Genomic DNA, 25,919 nt, shown 5'->3' on the forward strand with positions numbered 1-25,919 from the left:
CCGTCGGCGAATTGTTCGACAACTTCGGCTGAGCGGTCGCCGGCTTAGAACAAATGAATCTCTTCGGTGCGCAAAGCGCGGTATTCGCCCGGTTTTAGCGCGTGATCGAGGGTCAGTTCGCCGATGGATTCGCGGTGCAGGCGCAGGACTTTGTTGTTGAAAAACCCAAACATGCGCTTGACCTGATGGTAGCGGCCTTCAACGATACTCAGTCGCGCCGAGCGTGGGCCGAGCAGCTCCAGTTGCGCCGGTTGCGTGGTCAGATCTTCAAAAGCGAAGTAAATGCCTTTGGCAAATTTCAGCGCGTAGCTCGGGTCGATGTCCTGTTCGGTTTCGACGTAATAGACCTTCGGCAGTTTGGTTTGCGGCTGCGTCAGGCGTCGCGACCAGGTGCCGTCATTGGTGATCAGCATCAGCCCGGTGGTATTGAAATCCAGACGTCCGGCGATGTGCAGATCGTCCTTGTGCGGTTCATCGAGCAGGTCGAGCACGGTTGCATGCTGCGGATCGCGGGTGGCGCTGACGCAGCCCGGCGGTTTGTGCAGCATGAAATAGCGCGCCGGTTTACCGCTTTGCAGCACCTCATCATCGACTTCGACCCGACTGAATTCCAGCACCTCACTGTGCGGGTCGCTGACGACTTTTCCGTCAATCCGCACGCGCTTTTCCACCAGCAACAGGCGAACCTGCTGACGGTTGTAGCGGGGCAGATTGCTGAGGAAGCGGTCGACGCGCATGGTCAGGATTCAACGGATGAAGGGCCGCGCATCTTACGGGATCGGCCGCCGGCCTGCTTGCAGTTGCGCTTCGACCTGTGCGCAGCGCGGGCACAGGCAGGCTTGATTGCGCAGCTCGGCCGGCAGCGCTTCGAGCACCGCCGGGTCGATGGTCACGCCATAGCACCAGCATTCGCGGTCGGCGGTGCGCGGGTCGGCGAGGCTGCAATCGTTGCGGGCGCCGCAGGCCGGGCAGTGGTCGGGTTTGACGTCGTTATCAGGCATAGGTCGAGTGCGGCATTTCCATGCAGGTGCGGTTGCGCCCGGTTTGCTTGGCGCGGTACATCGCATGATCGGCCCGCGACAGCAGAGTGTGCAAGGTGTCATCACGTTGCACGGTGGTGGCGCCGATGCTCACGGTCAGATGCAGGCTGTGGCCATCGTAGGCATATTCGTGTTGCTCGACGTGTTGACGGATTTTCTCGGCGATTTTCTGCCCGGTCTCACCGTCGGTGTCTTTCAACAGAACGATGAACTCTTCACCGCCCCAGCGGCAGACGATGTCGGCGTGGCGCAGGCAACTTTGCAGGTCGCGGGCGAAACCGATCAACACCTGATCGCCAGCCATGTGGCCATAGGTGTCGTTCAAGGCTTTGAAGTGGTCGAGGTCGAGCAGCAACGCGGTCAGCGGCTTGGTTTCCCGTTGGGCCTCGTGCAGCGCTTGCGCGGCGAGGATGTCGAAGCCGCGTCGGTTCGGCAGTTCAGTGAGACTGTCGAGGGTGGCGTGCGCCTGAATCTTCGCCTGGAAGCGCTTGATCACCCGATTGAGCAGCGCCAGCACGATCAACGTCACCAGCAGGCAGATCAGCAGATTGAGGTACAGCGACTGGCGGATCTCGCTCAGCGCGCCGTCCTCGCGTTTATCGACGAACAGGTACCAGTTCAACTCGGGGATAAACCGCACGTTGAGAAAATGCCCCTGGCCCTGAGTGGAATACTCGTAGCTGCCGCTGTGTGGCTTGGGCAATTGGCTGACCAGACTTTTCATGCTCTCCAGTTCGCCAAGACTCTGGCCGATGTGCGCGCCTTCCGGGCCACCCTCGGCACCGGTCAACACGAGGCGGCCGAAGGTATCGACGAAGTACACGCTGCGTTGATAGCGCTGTTGATACTTGTCGATCAGCTTGATCACCGCGTCCACCGTCAGGCCCACGCCCGCCGCCCCGATGAAGCGGTTGTGGTAGTCGTAGACCTTGTAGTTGATGAAGAACGTCAGGTTGTCCCTGTTGGCCAGATCCGGGTCGACGTTGATCTCGTACGGGTCCTGCATGTCGCGCACGCGGAAGTACCAGGTGTCGCGCGGCTCGTCGACTTTGACCTGCTTGAGCACGCCTTTGGCGTGGTAGTAGGTGAGCGTGGCATTGGAAACGAAGAACGCCGTGTAGGCGCCGTAATGGGTCATGACCTCGTCGAGATAGCGGGTCATCTGCTCGGGATTCTGCTCGCCGTTGACCACCCAGTCGCGCATGAATGTATCGCGGGACATCATCGAGGAAATCAGGATCGGCCGGACCAGGTCTTTCTGGATTTCCGAATAGACCGTGTCGGAGGTCAGCGGCAGTTCGGTGTTGACGATGTTGTCGCGGATCGACGCGCGGGAGGCGAAATAGCTCAACAGTGACGTAGCGAGAAAGCCGGCGCCGAGCAGGGCGACCAGGGTGAGCACCAGTGAACGTTGCGAGTACAAGGGAGAACGAAGCGGCATGGCAGATCCGTTGGCAGTGGCCCGATGGGATGCATTCTAGTGGCACTGCGCGCAAATAACTGCTCCCTGTGCGGCGTGAATGGTCGTTCCTTTATTCGGGGGTGGTGCGCCAGAACCTGTGGGAGCGAGCCTGCTCGCGAAAGCGGTGGGTCAGCCACATCCATGTTGAATGACATACCGCATTCGCGAGCAGGCTCGCTCCCACAGGGCGACAGATTCAGGCCAGGGTTTTGAGGTATGCCCGCCATCCCCCCAAATGACTGATATCCACCGCATCCTCCAGGCCATACGGCTCACAGATAAACCCGCTCTCCCAGCGTCCATCCGCCAGTTGCACCTTGCCCAACCCGAGCGGCGCCGGAATCCCGGTGAGAAACGAGCCCAGCTCACTGCTCGGCAATTCCCACACTTCCACGGCAATCGCCACGCCGGCGTCCTTGACCCGTACCATGCCCGGCCGCAATGGCGGGCCGCCGGCGAGGGCGTGCAGTCGATAGTCCGGCGAACTGAACGTGGTTTCCAGCAAGCGCCCGCCACGCTGGGTCAATTGCCAGTTCAACGCCAGCCCTTGCAGATGCGCGCCACACACCACCAATCGAGCGCGGTCATTGCGCGCAGGGTTCGCCGGAGCTGGCAAGGCACTATCCTGCTGGCGCTGCAAGGCATCGGCCACGCTCAACAGATACTGGTCGGTAAACACCCGCCCGAACAGCGTCACGCCCCAAGGCAAACCGTTGTTCATGAACGCGGTCGGCACGGCGACGGCGGCGTAGTCGAGCAGGTTCATGAAGTTGGTGTAATAGCCAAGTTCGGAATTGCGCAGCACCGGCTCGGCCTCAAGCTCGGCCAGGGTCACCGGGCGGCCGATGGTCGGCGTCAGCACGCAGTCTAGATTTTCCAGGGCCTCGTCGCAGAGGGCCTTCAATGCCTGCAATCGATACTGCGCGCGGAAGGTCTGCACGCCAGTCACTGCCGGAGCCTTGGCCAGCACCGCTCGGATCACCGGCAGCACCGCTTCGGGGTTCTGCTCCAGCAGCTCACCGGCGACGCTGTAACGCTCGGCGACCCACGGCCCGTCGTAGAGCAAACGCGCTGCTTCCAGAAACGGTGACAGGTCCAGCTCGACGGGTTCGCCACCCAAGGCCTTGAGCCGTTCGATGGCCGCTGCGAACAGTTGCGGCCCTTCGTTGCAGCCGAAAAATTCAAGGTCCTGCGCCCGTGGCACGCCGAAGCGAAACGGCCGTGGCGCGCCGAACGCCGAGCCGTCGTTCCATGCCGGGTTGCCTCGGCTGTACTCATCGCGAGGATCGTGTTTGGCGGTCAACGCCAGCAACTGACTGGCCTCGCGAGCAGTGGCGGTGAAGGTGGTTACGCAGTCCAGCGTGCGGCACGCCGGCAGCACGCCGGCGGTGGAGATCAGGCCTTTGCTCGCCTTCAATCCCACCAGATTATTCAGCGCCGCCGGCACTCGCCCGGAACCGGCGGTGTCAGTGCCCAAGGCAAAACTCGCCACACCCAACGCTACCGCCAGCGACGAGCCGGCGCTGGAGCCGCCAGACGGATATTCGGGCAAAACGCTATTCGGGCACGCACCATAAGGTGAGCGGCTGCCATTGAGGCCGGTGGCGAACTGATCAAGATTGGTCTTGCCCAGCGGAATCGCCCCCAGCGCCAACAGCTGCTCGACGATGGTCGCCGACTGCTGCGGCACATAGGCAAACGCCGGGCACGCGGCTGTGGTGGGAATGCCGGCCAGATCGATGTTGTCCTTGATCGCGAACGGCACGCCATACAGCGGCAGACTGTCGAGGTCACGACCGTCGAGGGCGGCCAGATACGGCTCCAGTTCATCGACGCTGAGCAAGTGAATGAACAGGTGATAGTCGGGATTCAGGGCAGCGGCTTTTTCGCGCAATTGCAGCAGCAGTTGGCGCGGTGTAGTGTCGCCATTGCGATAGGCCTGGCGCAGTGCATCGAGTTGCAGATTCATCGGTTGATCCTCATAAAAAATGGCTTCAGTCGAGTTCCAGCACCACCACCCGTTGTCCGGCGCGCACCGCCGAACCGGGTTGCACGCGGATCTCTCGCACCACACCGGCCAGCGGCGCGAGCACAGGGATTTCCATCTTCATTGACTCGAGAATCACCAGCACATCGCCCGCAGCGACACGCTGGCCGGCCTCGACCTGCACCTGCCAGAGATTGCCGGCGATGTGGCTGTCGACGCTGTGTTCACCGCTTTGCAGCGGTGCTTCTTCGCTGGCGTCAGGCACGGCTTCTTCGCTGTCGAAATGCGCCTGGCCGCTGGCGATCCAGCGCTCGCGTTCAGCCTTGAACGCGCACTGTTGCTGCGCACGGAAAGCGTTGATGCCCTCGGCTTCCTGACTGAGAAATGCCTGATAGTCGGCGAGGTTGAGCTGGCTGTGTTCGATGTTCAGATCAAAGCGCCCAAGGGGGAAATCGCGGCGGATGCGCAGTAGTTCTTCGGCGCTGACCGGGTAGAAGCGGATCTGATCGAAGAAGCGCAGCAGCCACGGTTTGCCATCGAACGCGGCGACTTCGCGATAGCGATTCCACATCTGCAGAGTGCGCCCGACAAACTGATAACCGCCCGGGCCTTCCATGCCGTACACGCACAGGTAGGCGCCGCCGATACCCACCGAATTCTCGGCGGTCCAGGTGCGTGCCGGGTTGTACTTGGTGGTCACCAGACGATGACGCGGGTCGAGCGGCGTGGCCACCGGCGCGCCGAGGTAAACGTCGCCAAGGCCCATCACCAGATAACTCGCATCGAACACCGTGCGCTGCACTTCGTCGAGATTCGGCAGGTCGTTGATGCGCCGGATGAACTCCAGATTGCTCGGGCACCACGGCGCGTCCTTGCGCACGGTGGTCATGTATTTCTCGATCGCCAACTGACAGGCCGGGTCGTCCCACGACAGCGGCAAGTGCACGATGCGCGACGGCACTTGCAAGTCCTTGGCAGCGCACACCGCGTCCCATTCGCCGGCAATGATGCCGAGCAGATCGGCCAGCGGCAGTTGCTCGGGCTGGTAGTGCACTTGCAGCGAGCGAATGCCCGGGGTGAGGTCGATCACCCCATGCAGGGCTTGACTTTCCAGCGCCTGCATCAGCGCGTGGGCGCGAAAGCGCAGGACCAGATCCAGCTCCGGCGCGCCGATTTCCAGCAGTAGATGAGTGTCGCCAGAAACCCGTGCAACCAGTCGCTGATCGCCTTGACCCAACGCCAACACCACTGGCGACACTAAACCCTGTGGGAGCGAGCCTGCTCGCGAAGAGGCCGTGTCAGTCAATATCGATTTGTCTGGGCCGACGCTTTCGCGAGCAGGCTCGCTCCCACAGGGAAGATCCCATTTCAGAGCAAGATCGCGGGCGGTGCCGAGGTCGACCGGAATGAACTGGACTTTATCGCCCGCCTTGAGCTGCCCCAGCTGCCACAGATCCGCCTCGATCACCGTCACCGGGCAGACAAACCCACCCAGACTTGGGCCATCCGGGCCGAGGATCACCGGCATGTCGCCAGTGAAATCCACCGCACCAATCGCATACGGATTGTCATGGATGTTCGACGGGTGCAGACCCGCTTCACCGCCATCCTCACGCACCCACTCAGGCTTCGGCCCGATCAGACGCACGCCGGTGCGGCTGGAGTTGAAATGCACTTCCCACTGGGTCGCGAAGAATGTGGCGATGTAGTTTTCGCTGAAGTATTCCGGCGCGCCGTGCGGGCCGTAGATCACCCGGATCTGGCGCACGCTCGGCAGCGCCGTGATGTGCTGTTCGGCCAGTTGCTGGCCGACGCTGCGCTCGGTCAATGCCGATACATGCAACACGTCACCGGCCCTCAACGCGCGACCGCCATGCCCGCCAAACTGGCCGAGGGTGAAGGTACTTTTGCTGCCCAGATAATCCGGCACCTGCACGCCGCCGCGCAGGCACAGATAACTGCGCGCGCCGGCGCCGCTGATGCTGCCCAGTTGCAATGTCGCGCCGGCCGGGATCAGCAGCGCGGTGTTCATCGGCACCGGTTCAGCGTCAAGGGTCAAGGCAATCGGCGCGCCGGTCACCGCGACCACCGCGACACAATTGAAGCGCAGGATCGGCCCGCTCATGGTGATTTCCAGTGCGGCGGCGCCTTGTTCATTGCCGAGCAGACGATTGCCCAGGCGCAGCGCTCGGCTGTCCATCGGCCCCGAGGGTGGCACGCCGACGGCCCAATAGCCGAGGCGTCCGGGATAGTCCTGCACGCTGGTCTGCGTGCCGGCGCTGAGCACCTCGAAGGTGTTGGCGTGATACAGCAGATTTTCCAGGCAACGGGTCCACGGCTGGCCGCTGGCGAATGGAGTATCGAACAGAATCTGGCGCAGGTAATCGCGGTTGGTTTCCACGCCATATAGCAGGCTGTCGCCCAATGCCTGATGGAGTTCGGCGCGAGCCTGTTCGCGACTCGGCGCCCACGCGATGAGCTTGGCGATCATCGGGTCGAAATACGGCGGGATTTCCACGCCGGCCTCGACCCAGGTGTCGATGCGCAACTCAACGCCGTTGGCTGGCGGGAATTGCACAGCGGTCAGCAGGCCCGGGCTTGGCTGGAAATCACGCCCCGGATCTTCCGCGTACAGACGTGCCTGAATCGCATGGCCCTGCGGTTCCAGGCCCTGATACAACTCATTCAGCGGCGGCAGATCACCGGCGGCCAGCTCGATCATCCAGCGCACCAGATCCACGTCCCACACCTGTTCGGTGACGCCGTGCTCGACCTGCAAGCGTGTGTTCACTTCGAGAAAATAGAAGCGCTGGGCCTCGCTGTCGAAGACGAATTCGACGGTGCCGGCGCTGCGGTAATTCACCGCTTGCGCCAGTTTGATCGCCGCTGCGCACAGCTCATCGGCCATGCCTTCTGGCAGGTTTGGCGCCGGGGTTTCTTCGAGGACTTTCTGGTTGCGCCGCTGCACTGAACAGTCGCGCACGCCGAGAGCGATGACTTCACCGCAGCCGTCGCCGAACACCTGCACTTCCAGATGCCGCGCGCGTTCGATGTACTTCTCGATGAACACCCCGGCGTCGCTGAAGTTGTTCTGACCGAGGCGTTTCACCGCTTCGAATGATTCGCTCAATTCACTGGCGCTGCGGCACACGCGCATGCCGATGCCACCGCCGCCAGCGGTGCTTTTCAGCATCACCGGGTAGCCGACCTGTTCGGCGGCGCTCAGCGCGCAATCGAGGCTGTCGAGCAGGTCGGTGCCTTCGAGCATCGGTACGCCGTGCTGTTTGGCCAACGCGCGAGCAGTGTGCTTGAGGCCGAACACCCGCAATTGCTCCGGCGTCGGCCCGATGAAGGCGATGCCCTGCGCTTCGCAGGCTTCGGCGAACGCTGCGTTCTCGGAAAGAAATCCGTAGCCGGGATGAATCGCCGTGGCGCCGCTTTGTTTGGCGATAGCGAGGATTTTGTCGACCGCCAGATACGTCGCGGACGCCGCGCCTTCGCCGAGGCTGTGCGCTTCAGCGGCCTGGGAGATGTGCAGGCTGGCAGCATCGGCTTCTGAATACACGGCGACGCCTTGGGCCTTCAGCACGTTGATCGTGCGCAGGATGCGACAGGCAATCGCGCCACGGTTGGCGATGAGGATTTTTTCGAACATGGCATAACCCCTGAAGGGGGAGCGGGCCGTCCCGCTGTTTTTCGACAGACATCCGGGCCGTCCCGGATGGAAAAAACACACTTCACTCCAACCCACCACAACCCCCCTGTGGGAGCGAGCCTGCTCGCGAAGGCGGTGGATCAGCCACATCAATGCTGAATGACACTGCGCATTCGCGAGCAGGCTCGCTCCCACAGGGTTCAGGGTTGTCTGGTGGATTTCAGGCACTGCCCGGAACGCGCCTGGCACAGGGCAAAAAGCCAACGGCGTAAACGGCTGATGGTCAGTTCCATACCAGCAACTCCGCCGGGGTCGGGTTGTAGGCATTACATGGATTGTTCAGCTGCGGGCAGTTGGAAATCAGCACGATGACGTCCATCTCCGCGCGCAAGTCGACGTACTTGCCCGGCGCCGAAATACCGTCCTCGAACGTCAGCCCGCCATCCGCCGTTACCGGCACGTTCATGAAGAAATTGATGTTCGGCCCGATGTCGCTCTTGCTCAATCGGCCGTCGTGGGCGCAGGCGCGCAGGTAGTTGTCGCGGCAGCTGTGCATGTAGCGTTTTTCCAGGGCGTAGCGCACGGTGTTGCTCTCTTGCGCGCAGGCGCCGCCGAGGGTGTCGTGGCGCCCGCAAGTGTCGGCAACGATGGTCAGCATCGGCTGGCCGAGGTTGGAATACAGCACGCTGCCGGTGCTCAGGTAGACGCTGTTCTGCCGGCGCAAGGTGCGTTGCACGTCGTAGCGTTCCTTGGGGTTGGCGAGACTGTAGAACAAAGTGTCGACTGCCTGATTGCCTTCCAGATCGAGGATGCGCAGGGTCTGCCCGGCCTTGACTTCCATCAGCCAGGGCTCGCCGGCGGGAATGGTCGCGCGGTAGATCGCGCTGTCGGCTTGCTTGTGCGAAGTGGCGATTGCGAGTGACATGGCAGCGATCCTCAGGCGAACAAACGGTCGGTGTTGATGAAGCCGCGCTCGTTTTCCGGGCGCGAAGTGCGGCAGTGTTCAGCGACGCTGGCGTCGGCGTTCATCCAGCTCAGCTTCAAGGGTTTCGGGGCGTATTCGGGGGACGGGTCCATCGGATGTTGCAAGGCGGTGAGCACCACCAGGGTGTCCATCGGCGCATACAACTCGATGTAGTCGCCGGCCTTCGAATTGCCCTCGACGAAGTGGAAACGCCCGGCCTCATCGACGTTCACGCGGCTGAACAGATTGAGGGTCATCAGCAGGTCGGACAGGCCCAGGCCCCACTTGCCGAGCTCCACCAGCAGGTTGTCGGTGCCGTTGCGAAAGAAGCCGTTGCGCAGTTCCTGGTAGCGGCCCTGGCCGTATTTTTCTGCGACCTCTTGCGCGCACAGCACGCCGCCGAGGCTGTCGCTCCAGCCGCAGGTGTCGGCGGTGATCGCGGCGAGCACGCGGCCCATGTCCGAGTACAGGCAGTGGCCGGCGGTGAGCTTGGCGGTGTGTTGGCATTTGAGGCTGTCGGGCAGGTTCAGCCGCTCGGTTTTTTCATTGGCATTGAGCAAGGTCAGGCTGACATTGGCGCCGCCGCGCAGGTCGGTCAGGCGCAGCAATTGGCCGCGCTTGAGCACGAACGAACGGTGGCCGCCGCCCGGCAGCAGTTCTTCAGCGAAGGGTGGGAAGAGTTGGATTGAATCAGTCATTGCAGCAGTCCTCTTAAGCAGTGCGAAGGGTGCCCGCCAGCGGCAGCGGCAGGGCCTCGACGGCGGCGCGCTGGGCGCGGCGGTCGCTGTTCAACGGGATGTCGTAAGTGATGCGGGCGCCATAGGCGCCGGGGGCGTGCGGGTCGAGGCGCACCTTGTCGAACACCAGCAGACGCGTGCCGAGGCTGAAGCCTTCGGACAGGTCGTGGGTGACCATGAACACCGTCAGTTGCGTCTCGCGCCACAGCTCCAGCAGCAGCGCGTGCATGTCTTTGCGAATGCCCGGATCGAGTGCGCCGAAGGGCTCGTCGAGCAGCAACACACGCGGCTTCATGATCAGCGCCTGGGCGATGGCCAATCGTTGCTGCATGCCTCCGGACAGCTGTGCCGGGTACTTGTCCAGCGCATGGCCGAGGCCGACTTTTGTCAGCAGGGCTGCAGCCTGCTCGCGAGCATCGCGTTTGGCGTTGCCGAACAGCCGGCCAAGCAAGGGCGCACGCGGCAATTCGAGACCGAGGGCGACGTTGTCGAGCACGCTCAGATGCGGGAACACCGAGTAGCGTTGAAACACCACGCCACGGCTGGCATCCGGTTCGCCGGCCAAGGGCTGGCCGTCGAGCAGAATCTCCCCGCGACTGGCGCTTTCCTGGCCGAGCAGCAGGCGCAGGAAGGTCGATTTGCCGCAACCGGAGGCGCCGACCAGCGTGCAGAACTCGCCTTCGTTGACGCTCAGGTTCAAGCCTTCCAGAACCACTTGATCGGCGTATTGCTGCCAGACGTTTTTTACTGTGATGAAGCTCATTTCGCCGCTCCCTCGTACCAAGGGAAAGCGCGCTGGGTCAGCTGTTTCAGGCCCCAGTCCATCAGCCAGGCGAGCAGGGTGATCCACACCACGTAGGGCAGGATCACATCCATCGCCAGGTAGCGCCGCACCAGAAAGATTCGGTAGCCGAGGCCATCGGTGGAGGCGATCGCTTCGGCGGCGATCAGGAACAGCCACGCCGAACCGAGCATCAAGCGCAGCGAGATCAGCAAGCGCGGCAACAGCTGCGGCAAGACCACGCGCAGCATCAGCGTCCAGGTCGAGGCGCCGAGGGTCTGCGCCTTGATCAGCAGTTCGACCGGAATGTCACGGGCACGCTGTTCCAGATCGCGGGCCAGTGCCGGGGTGATGCCGATGACGATCAGCATGACTTTCGACAACTCGCCCAGGCCGAAGACAATGAACAGAATCGGCAGGATCGCCAGCGGCGGCACCATCGACAGCACCGTCAGCAACGGCGACAACGGCGCGCCGAACAGCGGCAGCGTGCCCGCCGCAATACCGAGGCAAAGACCCGCCAGCGCCGCGATGCCGAGGCCGATGGCCAAACGGCGCAGACTGGACGCAGTGTCTTGCCACAACAGGTATTCACCGGTGCGGCTGTCGGCGTTGAAGGCCAGGCGTTTTACCGCGTCGCTCATCTGCACGGCGCTGGGCAGCAGTTTGTCGTTGGAGTTGTCCGCCAGGCGCTCGGCCGAGCCTGTGAAGTAGGCGAACAGCACCAGCGCGAACGGCAGGATCACCAGCAACAGGCGACTCGGGCGATCAGGGTGGCGATTGATCAGGCGCATGGCCAAATCCTCCGTGGCTTACAGCTTGGCGTCGGCGGCCATCTGCACGTAGGTCGGATCGAAACGCAGCTTGAGATTGGCGGTGTCGCCGCTGGTCACGCCGTTGGCGAAGGACATGCCGACCGCGCTCGGGTCTTTCGCGCCTTCGCCGAGCAGGCCGTGCTCGAAGGAGAATTCGGCGACTTTGCGCATGGTGTCCGGCAGTTGTTTGCTGGTGGCGAAATTCAGCGCTTCGCTCGGCGTGGCGAACAGTTTTGTGGTGTCCAATTGCGCCTGGAACCCTGCCAGATCAGTTCCCGAGGCCTTGGCCATGTGCTCCAGCGCAGCTTTGCTCGCGGCATTTTTCGCGTTCATCAAAGCGACCACTTCGAACCACGCCCCGGTCAGCGCTTTGCCCAGGGCCGGGTTGTCTTTGAGGGTGGCGCTGTTGACCACCATCATGTCCATGATCTCGCCGGGGATCTGGCTGGAATTGAACACTTCGGTGACGCCGGGTTTGGCCTTGATATCCGAGAGCATCGGGTTCCAGGTGGTCACGGCGTTGACGTCGTCGGTGTTGAACGCGGCGGCAATGTCGGCGTCGGAGGTGTTGACCACCTTCAGGTCTTTCTCGGTCAGGTCCACCGAGTCCAGCGCCCGGGCGAGCAGGTAATGCGAGACCGACAGCTCGACCAGATTGACGTCCATGCCCTTGAGGTCGGCGACTTTTTTACCTTCGCCTTTGAGCACGATGCCGTCGTTGCCATTGGAGAAATCGCTGACGATCAACGCGGTGCTGTCGACGCCACCGGCAGCGGGAATGGTCAGTGCATCCATGTTGGTCATGGTGCAGCCGTCGAACTGGCCGGCGGTGTACTGGTTGATTGATTCGACGTAGTCGTTGAGCTGCACGACGTCGATCTTGATCCCGTATTTCTTCGCCCATTTGTCGACGATGCCTTGGCTGCCGGCGTATTCCCATGGCATCCAGCCGGCGTAGATCGTCCAGCACACGCTGAAGTGGTCTTTCTGGGCGGCGGAAGACTGCGTGCTGATGAGCGCGGCGAAAGCGGCGGCGAGCAGGGCGGGGAAACGTAGTCGGATCATTGCGGATTCTCCAGTTGATCGAGGGCGGACAGGAAGGCAACGCGGCACCGCGAACGGTGGCTTGTCTCCCGGGCTTTTGTCCCGCCGTGTAACCTCAACTGGAGGTCGCCAACTCTCGGACCAGCCACTCGCGATTGCGAGCCGGAACCCTAGTCAGCCATTGCAAATTGTGGTGCCGCGAACCTGTGATGACTCCTGCACGGGTTTACTAAAGCGAGAGGCGTGCCAAGTCGCGCCGAGGCCTCTGCGGCGGGGATCTGCTGGATTGCCGAAGTGAGCGGGGCGATCGATAGCGCATCGTGGTGGTGCGCGGTTGCACCGTCATGCAGCGCGTTTACGCTTCATTGGTCGCTGATTTTGCGGGTAAACAAGATTTCATAATCACTTGTTTCAACTTGTTGCAGGAACGCACCAGATTCCGAAATCGCTGTCTGATTCTTCGACAGTCACGCAATTGCTGACGGTCGCCTGCCAGCGTCGCTGGTGTGGCCAACCCGCGGTCCAGGAGGCCGCCATGTATCGCCGAATCCTATTGCTTGCCGTGATGCTTTTTTCCCTTGGCGGATGCGTCCCTTATTCATACGGAGACAGCTACTACAGGTCAGAGGTCTACACATCACCCGCACCGGCCTATTACAGCGGTGGCGGCTCCTATTACCGCAGCGGCGGCACTTATTACACTCAGCCGCGCTACTACCAGCCAGCGCCGCGGTACTACCAGCAACCGCGTTATTACCAGGCGCCGCGGCACTATCAACCGGCCCCTCGTTACTACGAAAGCCGGCGCTGGCACGGCAACGATCGCGGACGCTGGGACGGTCACCGTCGCGGCGGTTGGGACAATGACCACCGGGGTCGCGGCAACTATGATCGTCACAGCGGTCGCCGTGACTACAACGGCCGTGGTAACCGCTGGTAACTGACCGTAAATAAAAAAACGGCGCATGATGCGCCGCTTTTTTTTGCCCGTCGAAAAGTCCTTCCGTTGGCCATCTCCTAGGACAATCCCGGAAGCGTCCTACAGTTTCATTTCGTGGTGTTTGTTAGCGTTCGTGGATGCCGAACGAGGCGAGCAATCCTCAGCTCGATAGCGGCGAAAAATGGACGTTCAGCGCTATGAAGCTACTGGTTATTCATCAAAATTTTCCCGGTCAGTTCCGTCATGTGGTGCTGGCAGCGCTGGAGCGCGGTGATGAGGTTGTGGCGATCGGCCGGGACACGGCACCGGGCGTCGCCGGTGTGCAAATCCATCGATATCGAGCGACCAGCCGAGCGCCCGGCAATATTCACCCGTATCTGATCCGCTACGAACAAGCGGTGATCGACGGGCAGAAGGTTTTTGAAATTCTGGGCAGGCTGAAACGTTCGGGTTATCAGCCAGATGTCATTCTTGCTCATCCCGGATGGGGAGAGACGCTGTTCGCCAAGGACATCTATCCCGATACGCCACTGATTCACTATTGCGAGTATTACTATCGAGCGCAGGGCGCCGACTGCGGGTTCGACCCTGAATTCCGCCGAGCCGCAAGGGAGTCGTCACGGCTACGCGTGCTCAACTCGCTGCATCTGTTGAATCTTCAACAATGTGATATCGCAATCGCGCCGACCCAGTGGCAGCGCAGCCTGTTTCCGGCCGCTTACCGGTCGGCGATTCGGGTCATTCACGAAGGTGTGGTTCAAAGTTCTGACCTGGCGAAAGTCGGGGCAATCAGATTGCCCAATGGAATCGAGCTCAAAGCCGGACAGCCGATCGTTACCTATGTCGCCAGGAACCTCGAGCCTTATCGCGGCTTTCACAGTTTCATGCGAGCGATCCCGCTTATTCAGGCCGAGTGCCCCGATGCGCAGATCATCGTGGTTGGCGGTGACGGTGTCAGTTATGGGAGTAAGCCGGTCGGGTACCGGGATTGGCGCAGCAGGATGGAGGCGGAGGTCAGTTTCGATCACTCCAGAGTGCATTTCACAGGGAAACTTCCCTACCAGACTTATCGAGCGGTTCTGCAGTGTTCGAAAGTTCATGTCTATTTGACGTATCCGTTTGTCTTGTCCTGGTCGTTACTGGAGGCGATGGCGTCCGGTTGTGTGGTTGTTGCGTCGGATACGGCTCCGGTAAGGGAAGTCATTGTCGAGGGGGCTAATGGCATATTGGTGGATTTCTTCGACCATCAAGGAATTGCCAGAAGTATCAGCAAGGTTTTGAAGTCGGCAGGTGAGTACGGTGGCCTTGCCAGCGCCGCGAAGTTGACGGCAGGTCGGTTCAGTGTGGAATCAGGCGTGAGCCAATATTTTGAGGTTTTCGCAAGCGCGATATCCGGGCATAACGACATACCAACCGTTCCGCAGTTTGAGCGGGAGGTTTGAAATGTCCAGGAAGTCGCGTAAGCAGGCGATCAAGTGGGTCAAAAGGTTATTGAAGTATGGGTTGTTCTTTTATGTCTGTTATTGCGTAGCGGAATTTTATATTCGCAAAGAACAATCTGCCGAGTCGGCGGCTATTCACCAGGCAGACGAAAAAGCTTGTCAGAGCAAGCTGGCGAGCATGAAGCAAGTGCCGATATTAGGCGGCGCCTATATAGATAAGACGCTAGTCCCCGAGTTTTACGTTGGCATGCCGGAGATGGTGAACAAGAAAGCGTGTCTGGCGATTGCTCTGAAGGGGCTTTTCTGGTGGACCGGGACGGGGCTGCACCGGTACCAGGATCAGCGCGCAGAGTCGATCCCCAAAAGTTGGCGGCTCTATAAATTGAATGCCGGACTTTTCACCAGAAAAGAAACTACCGAGCCCCATGAACGGGGTTATCGGCACGTCAACTGGCCGGATGAGTTGATTGTGAAACTAAAGAATTATCCGGGGCTGGAGATTTGGCTGGATGCACCTCCGCCGCATTTCAAGAATGAAGACTCGGTTAGAACGTTTGTCATTAGTGGCTGGCCGCGGCGAGATGGAACCCCTCGGTTGATCAACTGTGACGGCTTGATACGCCCGGCGGCGGAGGAAAAACTGACTGACGAGAAACTGGCAAGGTTCAGCAGAACTGAATTGGAAAATCTTGATTTCGGCAAACTGAATTTCTTCTGCAATATCAATCTGGATAACTTCGACTTTGCCGGGGGGCACGGTAGCGTAGGACTCGGATTAGCGTCATTACGCGAAGCACCTGAGATGCTCAAATATCTCAGTGACTATCTTTCACGCTCTGTTATTACAAGGAAGTAACAATGAGTTATGTGTTCAGCGATATGGAAAAATCCGAGATTTTCAACGCGGCAAATATTTCCAAAGGAATGAGGCTGCGCTCAAAACAACTTCAGTACAATGCACTGAAATTAGCAGGGACAAGCTGCGCCCCCCTGTACCAAAAGCTGTTCGATATTATTGGTGAGAAAGTTTCTGACGTTGCAGCTGCCGATAAAGAGGCTGGAGACGTGCTGAAAAGCGCCAGACTCTGGCTTGCCGTGGCCATTGATGCCAACGGTGGAAACGGTGCCTACTCTGCCCTGATTCGTGGTTACACCTCCCGCCAGGGTGAACTCAGACTGAATACAATTTTCAGTGAAGACCTGATGCAGCTTTCATCCAACCAGGTTGCCGTCAACTTCATCAATACCCTGATCAACGGATCCCTTGCCGGTCAACTGGCACCCTGGACTGTTCCGTCAATCAGCCAGATCGCAGAAATCGACGCCAGCGCGATTGGCGAGGCCCTGTTCAAGGAGGTTTGCGGGGAGGACGACACCGCCGTGAAACGTAACTCCGGCTGGTCTGGAACGGTCGGTTTCAGCTTGTTAGGTGGAAAGCCTCCCTATGAAACGTGGAGACTGATCTCTGCGGGCGACCCGGATGCGGAAGATGACGGCCCACCCACTCAGGCAAAACCCAACCGGCTCGACGACTATAAAAACATTCTCTTCGCCATCGACGCCTACAGCGTCGGCCTGCGAGCGGCGATCAGCAATTTCGGCATCAATCCACTGCAAAGTCTGCTCTCGGTCGTACCCGAGCAAATCAACATCGCGCTGGCCAGTGGCAGTGTGAATCCGCTGATTCAGCATGTAGTCAAAGGCACGCCTGTTGCCGCCGTGGTCGAGCTGATGTTGCGCTACGGCCAGAACGAATTTCTCGACATGTTCAAGCGCACTCACGACGGCGATTCTGCTGCCACAGCCACCACCAACGACACCTTCGCCAGCAACGCTTACGCCTTCTTCTCGGCATTCTCCCCGGAGCAGTCGCAAAACATCGTCACCCGGACAATAAGCGAGTTCGGCAATGCCAATGCATGGGCGAAACTGGCAGGCGAGGCGACGCCGCTCGGTCTGGCGTTGCGCAACTCTTTGCAGCAACTCAGTGAAGTCGTCATAGAACGAGCCGACGGTTATCCCGATCGCAACCTCGAGCTTTACGATCCGCACACTGGCGAAGGCTTTATCACCGCGCAGTGGCTGACGGATCGTGCGCAGATGCTCGCCCGTTTGATTGCCCGAACCCAGGGCTCGTTTGGCGAACACTCGCTGCAGCAGTTCTCCTACTCCGATCTCGCCTCAAGCAAACAGGCGCCGATGACCACCGGAGTGCTGAACCCGCTGGCCCTGTTCGGTGATGACGGTGGGCGATCTTTCGCTGGTGGCGCAAATGCCGATCATCTGTATGGCGGCGTGGGCAATGACTCGATCCATGGGATGGCCGGTCACGATGTCATTGAAGGCGGTCGCGGTAACGACTCGCTAACCGGAGGTGACGGCAATGATGAGTTGTACGGGATGGCCGGTGACGATGTTCTGCTCGGAGGAAAGGGTAACGATTCTTTGATCGGGGGCGAAGGCAACGACCGTTATGAATTCGCCAGCGGCGATGGCATCGACGAGATTCTTGATGCCAACGCCGATGGGCAACTGTGGATCAACGGCGCGCCGATTCCCCAACTCAAACGCTGCGCGCCTCTGAGCAATATCTGGTCTACCGAGGATCGGTCCATCACCCTGACGCTTGTTGAACACACCCTCAACATCAAATATGGCCAGAGCGATCTGGTGGTCATCAAGAACTTTCAGCCCGGGATGCTTGGCATCCGCCTCCCTGAATATGAGGGGCAGCCGCTCACTGCTGCGGATTTGACGCTTCAGGGCGACTGGAAAGCCAAAGACGCCGATCCCACTGTCCCCGGCGATCAGCCTTCCTTTGATGAGCTGGGCAACGTGGTGCTGCTGCCCAAGGTTAAACAGCGCAACAAGGCCGACGTACTTTACGGTTCCGCGGCAGACGACGTCATTCTCGGCCTGGGCGGTTCTGATCGATTGTTCGGCAAGGCTGGAGACGATCGGTTATTCGGCGACAAGCAGACGACGCTCGAAAAAGCTATGGCCGACGGTGACGCCAAGGGCAAGGCAAGCCGCGGAGACTGGCTCGACGGCGGGCAAGGTGACGATTTGCTTATCGGTACGGCATCCCGAGACGTTCTGCTCGGTGGCAATGACCGGGATACTTTGATCGGCGGTGCTGGCGACGATGTGTTATCCGGAGACGAAACCACCGGTGCGCTGGAACAAGGTTGGTCGGTCAAGCGCGCTGCCGTCACGATTGCTCGCGGTGTGACCAGTCACCGAGCGGTCTATTCAAAGGCCTCGATAAACAGTGCGCCCGAGGGCGGTAGTGACGTGCTGTATGGGCAGGGCGGCAAGGACATTATCAACGGCGGCTGGGGTGAGGACCTGCTTGACGGCGGAGCTGACGACGATTTTCTCAAAGGCGATCAAGGTAACGACACCCTGGCCGGTGGCAGCGGCAACGACGTGATGCTTGGTGACAACCTCGATTGGGGCGGTGGCCTGCCCAGCAGACACCATGGCAACGATGTGCTGGACGGCGGCAGTGGTGATGATTCACTCGGCGGTAACGGTGGCAGCGACGCTTTGTATGGCGGCCCTGGCAACGACATTTTGCAGGGTGATGACGGCGTACTGGATGGCGTCGAAGGCGATGCCGCGCATTTTTTTGGCGATGATCTGCTGGACGGTGGCTCCGGCGATGACACGCTCTGGGGCGGCGGTGGCGATGATTTGCTCTTCGGCGGCGAAGGTAATGACGATCTGATCGGCGACAGCCCTGAGCATCCGGTTCGCTATCACGGCAACGACTTTCTCGATGGCGGCGCGGGGGATGACACCCTGCGCGGCATGGGCGGCGCGGATACGCTGGCGGGTGGCGCAGGGGCGGATTTTCTCGATGGCGATGTGTCTGACCTGCAGCCGGGCGGAAGCAACAATGACGTGGTTCAGGGCGGCGAAGGAAACGATACGTTACAGGGTGGTTTCGGTGCCGACACGCTGGACGGCGGTACGGGTGACGACATTCTTGCCGGCGATTACGAAAACAGCGCTGAGGCCGAGCACAATGCCGATTATCTGCACGGTGGCTCAGGTAACGACACGTTGCTCGGAGGCGGTGGCAACGACACCCTGCTGGGCGGGGAAGGCACGGACTACCTTCGCGGCGATTCTGGCGACAACGTGTTTGATGGCGGTCCCGGTGCTGACGTGCTGGATGGCATGGATGGCGCCGACGTCTACTATTTCGGCGCTGGTGACGGCCTGGATATCGTCACCGATGCCGGCGGCCGCAACACCATCAGGTTCGGCGCGGGCTTTTGCGCGCAGAGCCTGAAAGCCGACATTATCGAAGTTACCGTCGGCACGGTATTGCGATTGGCCAATGGCACGGGCGACGCGATACTCATCAAGAATCACGAGAAGTGGAAGGATTCCACATTCAGTTTCAGCGACGGCGGGGTACTTGATTACGCAGATGTCCTGCGCAAAACACTGCCACCGATAGAGATGTCCGAGCCACCCGTACCGGAACCTGTCACCGCCCCGGCAACCCCTGAAAGCAAAGTTGAGGATCCGGTTCAGCCAGACGATGTCACCGCTGCGGCGCAAGGCCCGGTGGCATCTGTTCAAACGGTCAACTGGACCGATGAGTTCCTCGCGCAAACCAAGTCAAAACGCTCCGCCCGCAAACACGCCACAGGTTTTACCTTGAATGAGCAAGGCGTTTGGGTGCGCAGTCATGTCACCACCAGCGACACCGGTTACACCACTCACACCGAGCTGAGCGAGGACAGCGTCGACGCAGGAACACTGTCTGAAACGCCGCCATGGATGAAGGCTGATGGCGGGCAAGCCGTAGTCAGTGAAAGGCAGTCGGAAACCACAACCCGTGTCGAACATAAACCGGTGAAAGCCGAGGGAGCAATAGCCTTCTCAAGTCAGGCGCCTCGCTATTATCGATCCGGCTCGGCCAACGGGTTTTCATTCAACAAGGGCGAGGTATTGGTTGAAGACCGAAAGGAGTCCGGCGCGCTTGAAGGCTGGTACGTCTATCCGGCAGCAAGCTTCAGTTCGGGCGCAACAGTGCCCAAGGCGTTTCGCTGGGATGTCACAACTGAAACGATCAAACGCAAAGTCGTCCATGGCGACGATGCCGGCGGGCGAATCAACGTCGAAGTGGAAAACGTTTTCCACGGCGGCGCGGGAGACGATCTGATCGTCGGTTATGCAGGCTCCCCACTTGACTACGGCACTGTCGGCGACAGAACACCGGGCGCGTTTTTATCCGCCGGGGCAGGTGACGATACCTTGCTCGGTTCCGAAGGCGCCGACTATCTGCTCAGCGGTGCAGGGGAGGATTGGCTGTACGGCGAGGACGGCGCCGACACCTACATCGTGCAAGCGCACGCCGCAGCGACCACCACAATTGCGGACGTGCTCAACCCTGTTTTCCACCGAGCAGAAGTTGGCGTAGCGGGGTGGAAAGACGAGTACGGATTGATTGATCAGGACACGGTCGTCCTTCCAGCAGAAGCGAGGCGTGATGCACTGCAATTGAGCTGGGGTGCTGCGCTGATAGAGACCACCCATGTCAAGCTGGAACCCAACCCGAGTCGCGGGGCTTACCGCAACCCGCCGAGAGCGAAAATGCTTCATCCGACACTCGATATCCAATGGGGCGGGACGCAAAAAGTCCGCATCGTCTTGCCCCACAACGGTGAACTTGAGGGGGCCGGTATTGAGCTAGTAAAGTTTGCCGATGGGGCGGTCGCAAGTTTGAAGCAACTGCTGCAATCAAGTCAGCTGGGACCTGCGCCCGAGACTTTTCATACGGGTGTCATCGTCAACAATCCCAGCCGTTCAACCTCCCTGCGAGACGGACGAGCGCTGCCACTCGTGGGCGGTCGCGGCAACGACACCATAAGCGGCGCGGGAGAGATCCGAGGCATGCACGGGGATGACGTGCTCACGGGCAGCCCCGGTGATGATCTGCTGGTGGGTGGGCCGGGCAATGACACGCTGGCCGGCGGCGCTGGAAATGATATCTACCGATACGATGGCCTCGGCAGAGACGTGATCATCAACAACGGAGGCGGCCGGGACGGGATCGATTTTTCCGAACGCAGGCTGACGATCGACAACCTCAAGTTTCATCGTGAGCGCGATGATCTGGTGATTGTGGTGGATTACGGCATGGCGCCGAAAATCCGGGTTTCCAGTCATTTTGCCGCAGGTGAAAGCGCTATTGGCTTCATAAGAGTCAGCGAAGGAACAGCGACTCAAGACTACAGCGCAAGGCAAATTGCTGAACGTCTGCACCCGCTTCCGCCACTGAGGGATGTCGAGGATATTTTGCTAAAGGGCGACGATGAAGCGCAGCGGGCAATCAAGGAGATCATTGAGTTCTACGAACTGAATGTCTGACAAGATGACCGATTGAGCCGGCCCGCGATGGCATTCCAGTCGCCATCGCGGGCCTCGCGTCACCTCAATACTGGGTCAGATCCGCTAACGGATGCCGCCCCTCCCAGACTTTATGAAAGTGCGCCTCGACCACCGCATCCGGCACGTTATTGATATCCGGCCAGTGCCAGTGCGGCTTCTGATCCTTGTCGATCAAACGCGCGCGCACGCCTTCGCTGAATTCCGGATGACGGCAGCAATTGAGGCTCAGGGTGTATTCCATCTGGAATACTTCGGCCAGCGACATGTGCCGCGCGCGGCTGATCTGTTCCCAGACCAGATGCGCAGTCAGCGGCGAGCCCTCGGTCATGGTTTTCGCCGCGCGGGCAATCAACGGATCGCTGCTGTCGCGGTGCAGGCTGATGGCTTTCCACGCACAGGCAACGTCGCTGACATCGAGCAGTTCGTCGATCTGCTGACGACGCGGCAGCCACTGCGCTTCGGGCATTTGCTCAACTGCTTCCTGCTGCAGAGCCTTGAGCAGGCTGTTGAGCTGCATGGCGGTCTGTTCCTGCCAGTTCAATTGCAACAAGCCTTCGATCAATTGCGGTTGCTGTTCGTCGAGCAGGAAGCGGTCGGCCAGATCCAGATCCAGCGCATCACGGCCGTTGATGTGCGCGCCGGTCAGGCCGAGAAACAAGCCGAGCTTGCCCGGCAATCGGGCGAGAAACCAACTGGCGCCAACGTCCGGATACAGACCAATGGTGATTTCCGGCATCGCCAGACGGCTGCTCGGCGTGACGATCCGCGTGCTGGCGCCCTGCAACAGGCCCATGCCGCCACCGAGCACATAACCGTGACCCCAGCAGATCAGCGGCTTCGGATAGGTATGCAGGCTGTAATCGAGGCGATATTCCGCGCTGAAAAACTGCGCGGCCAACGGCGGGACTTCGCCGGGGTGAGCGCGGCAGGCTTCGACCAGGCTGCGCACTTCGCCACCGGCGCAGAAGGCTTTGCTGCCGATACCGCGCAGCAGCACGCAGACGATTTGCGGGTCATTGGCCCAGGCGTTCAATTTGTCGCTGAGCGCGTTGATCATCGGCAGTGAAAGCGCGTTCAACGATTTTTCGGCATCCAGGCTGGCGATGCCGATGCGGGCGCCGTCGGTGCCGGTCAGTTCTTCGAAGTGCAGATTCATCGTGACCTCGATCGGGAATTTGAGCGAACAGTATGATCGCTATGGGGGAAAGTGCCGGATCTGCGTCAGATCAATTGACAAGCGTGGTCGGCTTTCCTAGGGTTCGCCCCATTGTTTTTGCCGGAAATGACCATGACTGCTGACGACCGTATCAAACTCGAACCGAGCTGGAAGGAGGCACTGCGTGCTGAGTTCGACCAGCCTTACATGGCAGAGTTGCGCAGCTTTCTGCAGCAGGAGCGGGCGGCCGGCAAGGAGATCTATCCGCCGGGACCGATGATTTTCAATGCGCTGAACTCAACGCCGCTGGACAAGGTGAAAGTGGTGGTCCTCGGCCAGGACCCTTACCACGGCCCGGGCCAGGCCCACGGTCTGTGCTTCTCGGTGCAACCGGGCGTGCCGGCGCCGCCGTCGCTGGTCAACATCTATAAAGAGTTGAAACGCGACCTCAATATCGATATTCCCAACCACGGCTACCTGCAGAGCTGGGCCGAACAGGGCGTGCTGCTGCTCAACACCACCATGACGGTTGAGCGCGCCAACGCCAACGCGCACAAGGACAAGGGCTGGCAACACTTCACCGACCGCATTATTGAGGTGGTCAGCGAACGGCAGCCGCATCTGGTGTTCATGCTTTGGGGCGCCCATGCGCAGAGCAAGCAGAAGCTGATCGACGCGACCAAGCACCTGGTGCTGACCTCGGTGCATCCGTCGCCGTTGTCGGCATATCGCGGGTTTTTGGGCTGTGGGCATTTCAGCCGGACCAACAAGTTTCTCGAACAGAATGGCGAAACGCCGATCGACTGGCGCTTGCCACCGATTTGATGTCTCGATCGGGTTGGCCCCTTCGCGAGCAGGCTCGCTCCCACAGCAATTGTGTGCAAGCCACAAAACCCCGTGGGAGCGAGCCTGCTCGCGAAAAGGGCAACTCGGTTTTCAGTCTTACGCGGGATGACGGTTCCAATACCTGAACAACGGCTCCGCCAGAAACAGCACGAACAACAGCCGCATCACCTGCATCGCCGTCACCAGCGGCACCGACAATTGCAGGGTTTCCGCGGTCAGGCTCATTTCGGCAATCCCGCCGGGCATCATGCCCAGGGTCAGCGAACGCAGATCCAGATGGGTCAACGCACTCAAGCCCAACGCCGCCAGCGACGCGATCAACATGGTCAGCGCCGTGCCGATCAACGTCCGGCCCATGAACGACGGCGCGTGGCGGAAGAACTGCCGATTGAAGTGACAGCCCAGACCGCTGCCAATCAGCCATTGGCCGATCTGACTGCCGCCATTGGGCAAACCGATGTGCAAATCCCACGTAATGCTCACCGCCGCACTGACCAGCAACGGCCCGAACAGCCATGGATTGGGTTGGCGCAGACGCTGCCAGAACCAGGCGAGCAGGGCGCCCGCCGGAAACAGAATCGCCAGCCAGCGCCAATCGACGCTGCCGGCGTGAGAAATCGGCGTGCCGTCACCGAGCAGATACTTGAACGCCGCCGGCACGCACAACACCACCACCAACACCCGCAGACTCTGCCCGGCCGCGACATGGCTGAGCAATGCACCGTTACGGGCGCCGAGGTTGACCATCTCCCCGGAACCACCGGGCATGCTTGAGAAAAACGCCGTGGCACGATCCTCGCCGGTGCGGCGCATCAGCCATACGCCGACCACCGCCGACAGGCTCGTGACCAGCGCACCGAAGAAGATCAAACCGAAATGACTGAGCACCTGTTCCATCACCAACGGGGTGAAGTGCAGGCCGATGCCGATGCCGACGATCCACTGGCCGCACTTGCGCCCGCCAGGGATTTCCGCCAGTTGCCACGGCGTCAGGCAGCGCACCAGGATGATCGCCAGCAACGAGCCGACCATCCACGGCAGCGGCCAGCCGATCTGGCTGGCGATGAAACCGCCAAGCAGACCGACCAGCGGGGTGCCCCACCAGGCTTTCAGGGACAAGCGATCAGACATCGGCAATGACGCGCCGTGCCGCCGAACGCTTGCGCCAGATGCGGATCAGCGGCATCAGCAGCATGATCGCGGTGAGGATCCAGCAACCGAAGGTGATCGGACTCGACCAGAGAATCTCCAGCGCGCCATTGGAGATCGACAGGGCGCGACGCAGGTTCTGCTCCATCAGGCCACCGAGGATGAAGCCCAGCAGCAGCGGCGACAGCGGGAAATCCAGCTTGCGCAGGATGTAACCGAAGATGCCGATACCGATCATCAGGAACAGATCGAAGGTGGTCGCGTGCACCGCGTAAACGCCGATACCAGTGATGATCGCGATGATCGGCACCAGCGCCCAGTTCGGCACGGCGAGGATGCGGGTGAACACGCGGATCATCGGGATGTTGAGGATCACCAGCATCACGTTGGCAATGAACAACGAAGCGATCAGGCCCCAGACGATGTCCGGTTGCTGTTGGAACAGCAGTGGACCCGGGGTGATGTTGTACAGCGACAGCGCGCCGATCATCACCGCCGTGGTGCCCGAACCCGGAACGCCGAGGGTCAGCATCGGAACGAGAGCGCCGCACGCCGCGCCGCCGATAGCGGTTTCCGGCGCGGCCAGACCACGGGGATCGCCTTCACCGAATTTGCCGCTGGTGCCGGCGATGCGCTTCTCGGTCATGTAGGCCACGGCACTGGCGAGCGTTGCGCCAGCACCGGGCAGCACGCCCATGATGAAACCGAGCACGCCGCAGCGCACGTTGACGACGAACACCGACGCCGCTTCCTTGAAGTTGAACATCATCCGGCCGGTGGCTTTCACCGCTTCCTGGCCGTGGTGGGTTTTTTCCAGCAGCAGAAGGATTTCGCTGATCGAGAACAGACCCAGCACCAGCACAACGAACTGGATGCCGTCGGTCAGGTGAATGTTGTCGCCGGTGAAACGGTACACGCCACTGTTGGCGTCGATGCCGACGGTGGAAAGGAACAGGCCGATCAGCGCCGCAATAAAGGTCTTCAGCGGTCGATCACCGGCCATGCCGCCGAGACAGACAATCGCGAACACCATCAGCACGAAGTATTCCGCCGGTCCGAAGGCAATCGCCCATTTCGCCAGCAGCGGCGCAAACAGCACCATGCCGCAGGTGGCGATGAACGCGCCGATGAACGAACTCCACGCCGACAGTGACAGCGCGACACCGGCCATACCTTTACGGGCCATCGGGTAGCCGTCGAGGGTGGTCATCACAGTCGAGGCTTCGCCCGGAATGTTCAGCAGGATCGAGCTGATCCGGCCGCCGTATTCGCAGCCCAGATACACCGCTGCGAGCAGGATCAGCGCCGACTCCGGCGGCAGACCGAGGGCGAACGCGATCGGAATCAGCAACGCCACGCCGTTGATCGGACCAAGCCCCGGCAACAGGCCGACGACGGTGCCGATCAGGGTGCCGCACAGGGCGGTCACCAGGTTGTACGGGCTCAGCGCGACGCCGAAGCCCTGACCCAAATAGCCAAGGGTATCCATA

Annotated in this window: 18 protein-coding genes and 1 riboswitch; of the genes, 5 read left to right on the forward strand and 13 right to left on the reverse strand. The window is 60.6% G+C overall.

The window, feature by feature from the left end; genetic code table 11:
* Positions 1–44: 44 nt before the first annotated feature.
* The 10 genes from PS14A_RS05720 to PS14A_RS05765 form a co-directional block, all read right to left on the reverse strand.
* On the reverse strand, positions 45–737 hold the full coding sequence (locus tag PS14A_RS05720) for a pseudouridine synthase (RefSeq protein ID WP_212615493.1): 693 nt from the start codon (positions 735–737) through the stop codon (positions 45–47).
* A gap of 33 nt (positions 738–770) precedes the next feature.
* Complete coding sequence (locus tag PS14A_RS05725; RefSeq protein WP_016771293.1) at positions 771–1,001, reverse strand: cysteine-rich CWC family protein; 231 nt, start codon at positions 999–1,001, stop codon at positions 771–773.
* Complete coding sequence (locus PS14A_RS05730; protein ID WP_212615494.1) at positions 994–2,481, reverse strand: sensor domain-containing diguanylate cyclase; 1,488 nt, start codon at positions 2,479–2,481, stop codon at positions 994–996. The genes PS14A_RS05725 and PS14A_RS05730 overlap by 8 nt, the downstream gene beginning before the upstream one ends.
* Positions 2,482–2,698: 217 nt before the next feature.
* Positions 2,699–4,471, reverse strand: coding sequence for an allophanate hydrolase (atzF, locus tag PS14A_RS05735; RefSeq protein ID WP_212615495.1), 1,773 nt, complete (start codon positions 4,469–4,471; stop codon positions 2,699–2,701).
* A 25-nt stretch (positions 4,472–4,496) separates the two neighbouring features.
* Positions 4,497–8,144 (reverse strand): urea carboxylase, encoded by a 3,648-nt coding sequence (gene uca, locus PS14A_RS05740; protein ID WP_212615496.1) that lies wholly within the window; start codon positions 8,142–8,144, stop codon positions 4,497–4,499.
* A 283-nt stretch (positions 8,145–8,427) separates the two neighbouring features.
* On the reverse strand, positions 8,428–9,069 hold the full coding sequence (locus tag PS14A_RS05745) for an urea amidolyase associated protein UAAP2 (protein ID WP_016771291.1): 642 nt from the start codon (positions 9,067–9,069) through the stop codon (positions 8,428–8,430).
* A gap of 11 nt (positions 9,070–9,080) precedes the next feature.
* Complete coding sequence (locus PS14A_RS05750) at positions 9,081–9,806, reverse strand: urea amidolyase associated protein UAAP1 (RefSeq protein WP_122505800.1); 726 nt, start codon at positions 9,804–9,806, stop codon at positions 9,081–9,083.
* 13 nt (positions 9,807–9,819) lie between these two features.
* Complete coding sequence (locus PS14A_RS05755) at positions 9,820–10,608, reverse strand: ABC transporter ATP-binding protein (protein ID WP_130910877.1); 789 nt, start codon at positions 10,606–10,608, stop codon at positions 9,820–9,822.
* Positions 10,605–11,420 carry an ABC transporter permease gene (locus PS14A_RS05760; RefSeq protein ID WP_212615497.1) on the reverse strand — a complete coding sequence of 272 codons (816 nt, stop codon included), beginning with the start codon at positions 11,418–11,420 and terminating at the stop codon, positions 10,605–10,607. The genes PS14A_RS05755 and PS14A_RS05760 overlap by 4 nt, the downstream gene beginning before the upstream one ends.
* A gap of 18 nt (positions 11,421–11,438) precedes the next feature.
* Positions 11,439–12,506, reverse strand: a complete 1,068-nt coding sequence (locus PS14A_RS05765; protein ID WP_016771287.1) for a putative urea ABC transporter substrate-binding protein — start codon at positions 12,504–12,506, stop codon at positions 11,439–11,441.
* Positions 12,507–12,569: 63 nt separating this feature from the next.
* Positions 12,570–12,670, reverse strand: a riboswitch (guanidine-I (ykkC/yxkD leader).
* A gap of 350 nt (positions 12,671–13,020) precedes the next feature.
* Here PS14A_RS05765 and PS14A_RS05770 point away from each other — a divergent pair.
* The 4 genes from PS14A_RS05770 to PS14A_RS05785 all read left to right on the forward strand — a co-directional run bounded on the left by PS14A_RS05770 (position 13,021) and on the right by PS14A_RS05785 (position 21,257).
* On the forward strand, positions 13,021–13,425 hold the full coding sequence (locus PS14A_RS05770) for a hypothetical protein (RefSeq protein ID WP_130910879.1): 405 nt from the start codon (positions 13,021–13,023) through the stop codon (positions 13,423–13,425).
* Between the two features lie 197 nt (positions 13,426–13,622).
* Complete coding sequence (locus PS14A_RS05775) at positions 13,623–14,867, forward strand: glycosyltransferase family 4 protein (RefSeq protein ID WP_212615498.1); 1,245 nt, start codon at positions 13,623–13,625, stop codon at positions 14,865–14,867.
* A gap of 1 nt (position 14,868) precedes the next feature.
* On the forward strand, positions 14,869–15,723 hold the full coding sequence (locus PS14A_RS05780; RefSeq protein ID WP_212615499.1) for a hypothetical protein: 855 nt from the start codon (positions 14,869–14,871) through the stop codon (positions 15,721–15,723).
* 2 nt (positions 15,724–15,725) lie between these two features.
* Positions 15,726–21,257 (forward strand): calcium-binding protein, encoded by a 5,532-nt coding sequence (locus PS14A_RS05785; RefSeq protein ID WP_212615500.1) that lies wholly within the window; start codon positions 15,726–15,728, stop codon positions 21,255–21,257.
* 64 nt (positions 21,258–21,321) lie between these two features.
* Here the strand turns inward: PS14A_RS05785 and PS14A_RS05790 are convergent, their stop codons facing one another.
* Positions 21,322–22,434: an enoyl-CoA hydratase/isomerase family protein gene (locus PS14A_RS05790; RefSeq protein WP_212615501.1), complete on the reverse strand. Its 1,113-nt coding sequence runs from the start codon at positions 22,432–22,434 to the stop codon at positions 21,322–21,324.
* Positions 22,435–22,566: 132 nt separating this feature from the next.
* On the opposite strand from PS14A_RS05790, the gene ung reads away from it, so the two are divergent.
* A complete protein-coding gene (ung, locus tag PS14A_RS05795; protein ID WP_212615502.1) occupies positions 22,567–23,259 on the forward strand; it encodes a uracil-DNA glycosylase in 693 nt (230 codons plus the stop codon).
* Between the two features lie 117 nt (positions 23,260–23,376).
* Here the strand turns inward: ung and PS14A_RS05800 are convergent, their stop codons facing one another.
* Together PS14A_RS05800 and PS14A_RS05805 are read right to left on the reverse strand one after the other, a co-directional pair.
* Complete coding sequence (locus PS14A_RS05800) at positions 23,377–24,411, reverse strand: AbrB family transcriptional regulator (RefSeq protein ID WP_212615503.1); 1,035 nt, start codon at positions 24,409–24,411, stop codon at positions 23,377–23,379.
* Positions 24,404–25,918, reverse strand: coding sequence for a tripartite tricarboxylate transporter permease (locus PS14A_RS05805; protein ID WP_016771277.1), 1,515 nt, complete (start codon positions 25,916–25,918; stop codon positions 24,404–24,406). Before PS14A_RS05805 ends, PS14A_RS05800 begins: the two co-directional genes overlap by 8 nt.
* Position 25,919 lies beyond the last annotated feature (1 nt).

It is taken from the genome of Pseudomonas sp. 14A (genome assembly GCF_018132745.1).
Classification (GTDB): Bacteria; Pseudomonadota; Gammaproteobacteria; order Pseudomonadales; family Pseudomonadaceae; genus Aquipseudomonas; species Aquipseudomonas mercuritolerans.

Coding starts and splice junctions, on each gene's coding strand:
- PS14A_RS05790 (WP_212615501.1), bottom strand. CDS start 22,434: ATGAATCTGCACTTCGAAGAACTGACCGGCACCGACGGCGCCCGCATC.
- PS14A_RS05765 (WP_016771287.1), bottom strand. CDS start 12,506: ATGATCCGACTACGTTTCCCCGCCCTGCTCGCCGCCGCTTTCGCCGCG.
- PS14A_RS05785 (WP_212615500.1), top strand. CDS start 15,726: ATGAGTTATGTGTTCAGCGATATGGAAAAATCCGAGATTTTCAACGCG.
- PS14A_RS05800 (WP_212615503.1), bottom strand. CDS start 24,411: ATGTCTGATCGCTTGTCCCTGAAAGCCTGGTGGGGCACCCCGCTGGTC.
- PS14A_RS05780 (WP_212615499.1), top strand. CDS start 14,869: ATGTCCAGGAAGTCGCGTAAGCAGGCGATCAAGTGGGTCAAAAGGTTA.
- PS14A_RS05725 (WP_016771293.1), bottom strand. CDS start 1,001: ATGCCTGATAACGACGTCAAACCCGACCACTGCCCGGCCTGCGGCGCC.
- PS14A_RS05750 (WP_122505800.1), bottom strand. CDS start 9,806: ATGACTGATTCAATCCAACTCTTCCCACCCTTCGCTGAAGAACTGCTG.
- PS14A_RS05770 (WP_130910879.1), top strand. CDS start 13,021: ATGTATCGCCGAATCCTATTGCTTGCCGTGATGCTTTTTTCCCTTGGC.
- atzF (WP_212615495.1), bottom strand. CDS start 4,471: ATGAATCTGCAACTCGATGCACTGCGCCAGGCCTATCGCAATGGCGAC.
- ung (WP_212615502.1), top strand. CDS start 22,567: ATGACTGCTGACGACCGTATCAAACTCGAACCGAGCTGGAAGGAGGCA.
- PS14A_RS05775 (WP_212615498.1), top strand. CDS start 13,623: ATGAAGCTACTGGTTATTCATCAAAATTTTCCCGGTCAGTTCCGTCAT.
- uca (WP_212615496.1), bottom strand. CDS start 8,144: ATGTTCGAAAAAATCCTCATCGCCAACCGTGGCGCGATTGCCTGTCGC.
- PS14A_RS05730 (WP_212615494.1), bottom strand. CDS start 2,481: ATGCCGCTTCGTTCTCCCTTGTACTCGCAACGTTCACTGGTGCTCACC.
- PS14A_RS05755 (WP_130910877.1), bottom strand. CDS start 10,608: ATGAGCTTCATCACAGTAAAAAACGTCTGGCAGCAATACGCCGATCAA.
- PS14A_RS05720 (WP_212615493.1), bottom strand. CDS start 737: ATGCGCGTCGACCGCTTCCTCAGCAATCTGCCCCGCTACAACCGTCAG.
- PS14A_RS05760 (WP_212615497.1), bottom strand. CDS start 11,420: ATGCGCCTGATCAATCGCCACCCTGATCGCCCGAGTCGCCTGTTGCTG.
- PS14A_RS05805 (WP_016771277.1), bottom strand. CDS start 25,918: ATGGATACCCTTGGCTATTTGGGTCAGGGCTTCGGCGTCGCGCTGAGC.
- PS14A_RS05745 (WP_016771291.1), bottom strand. CDS start 9,069: ATGTCACTCGCAATCGCCACTTCGCACAAGCAAGCCGACAGCGCGATC.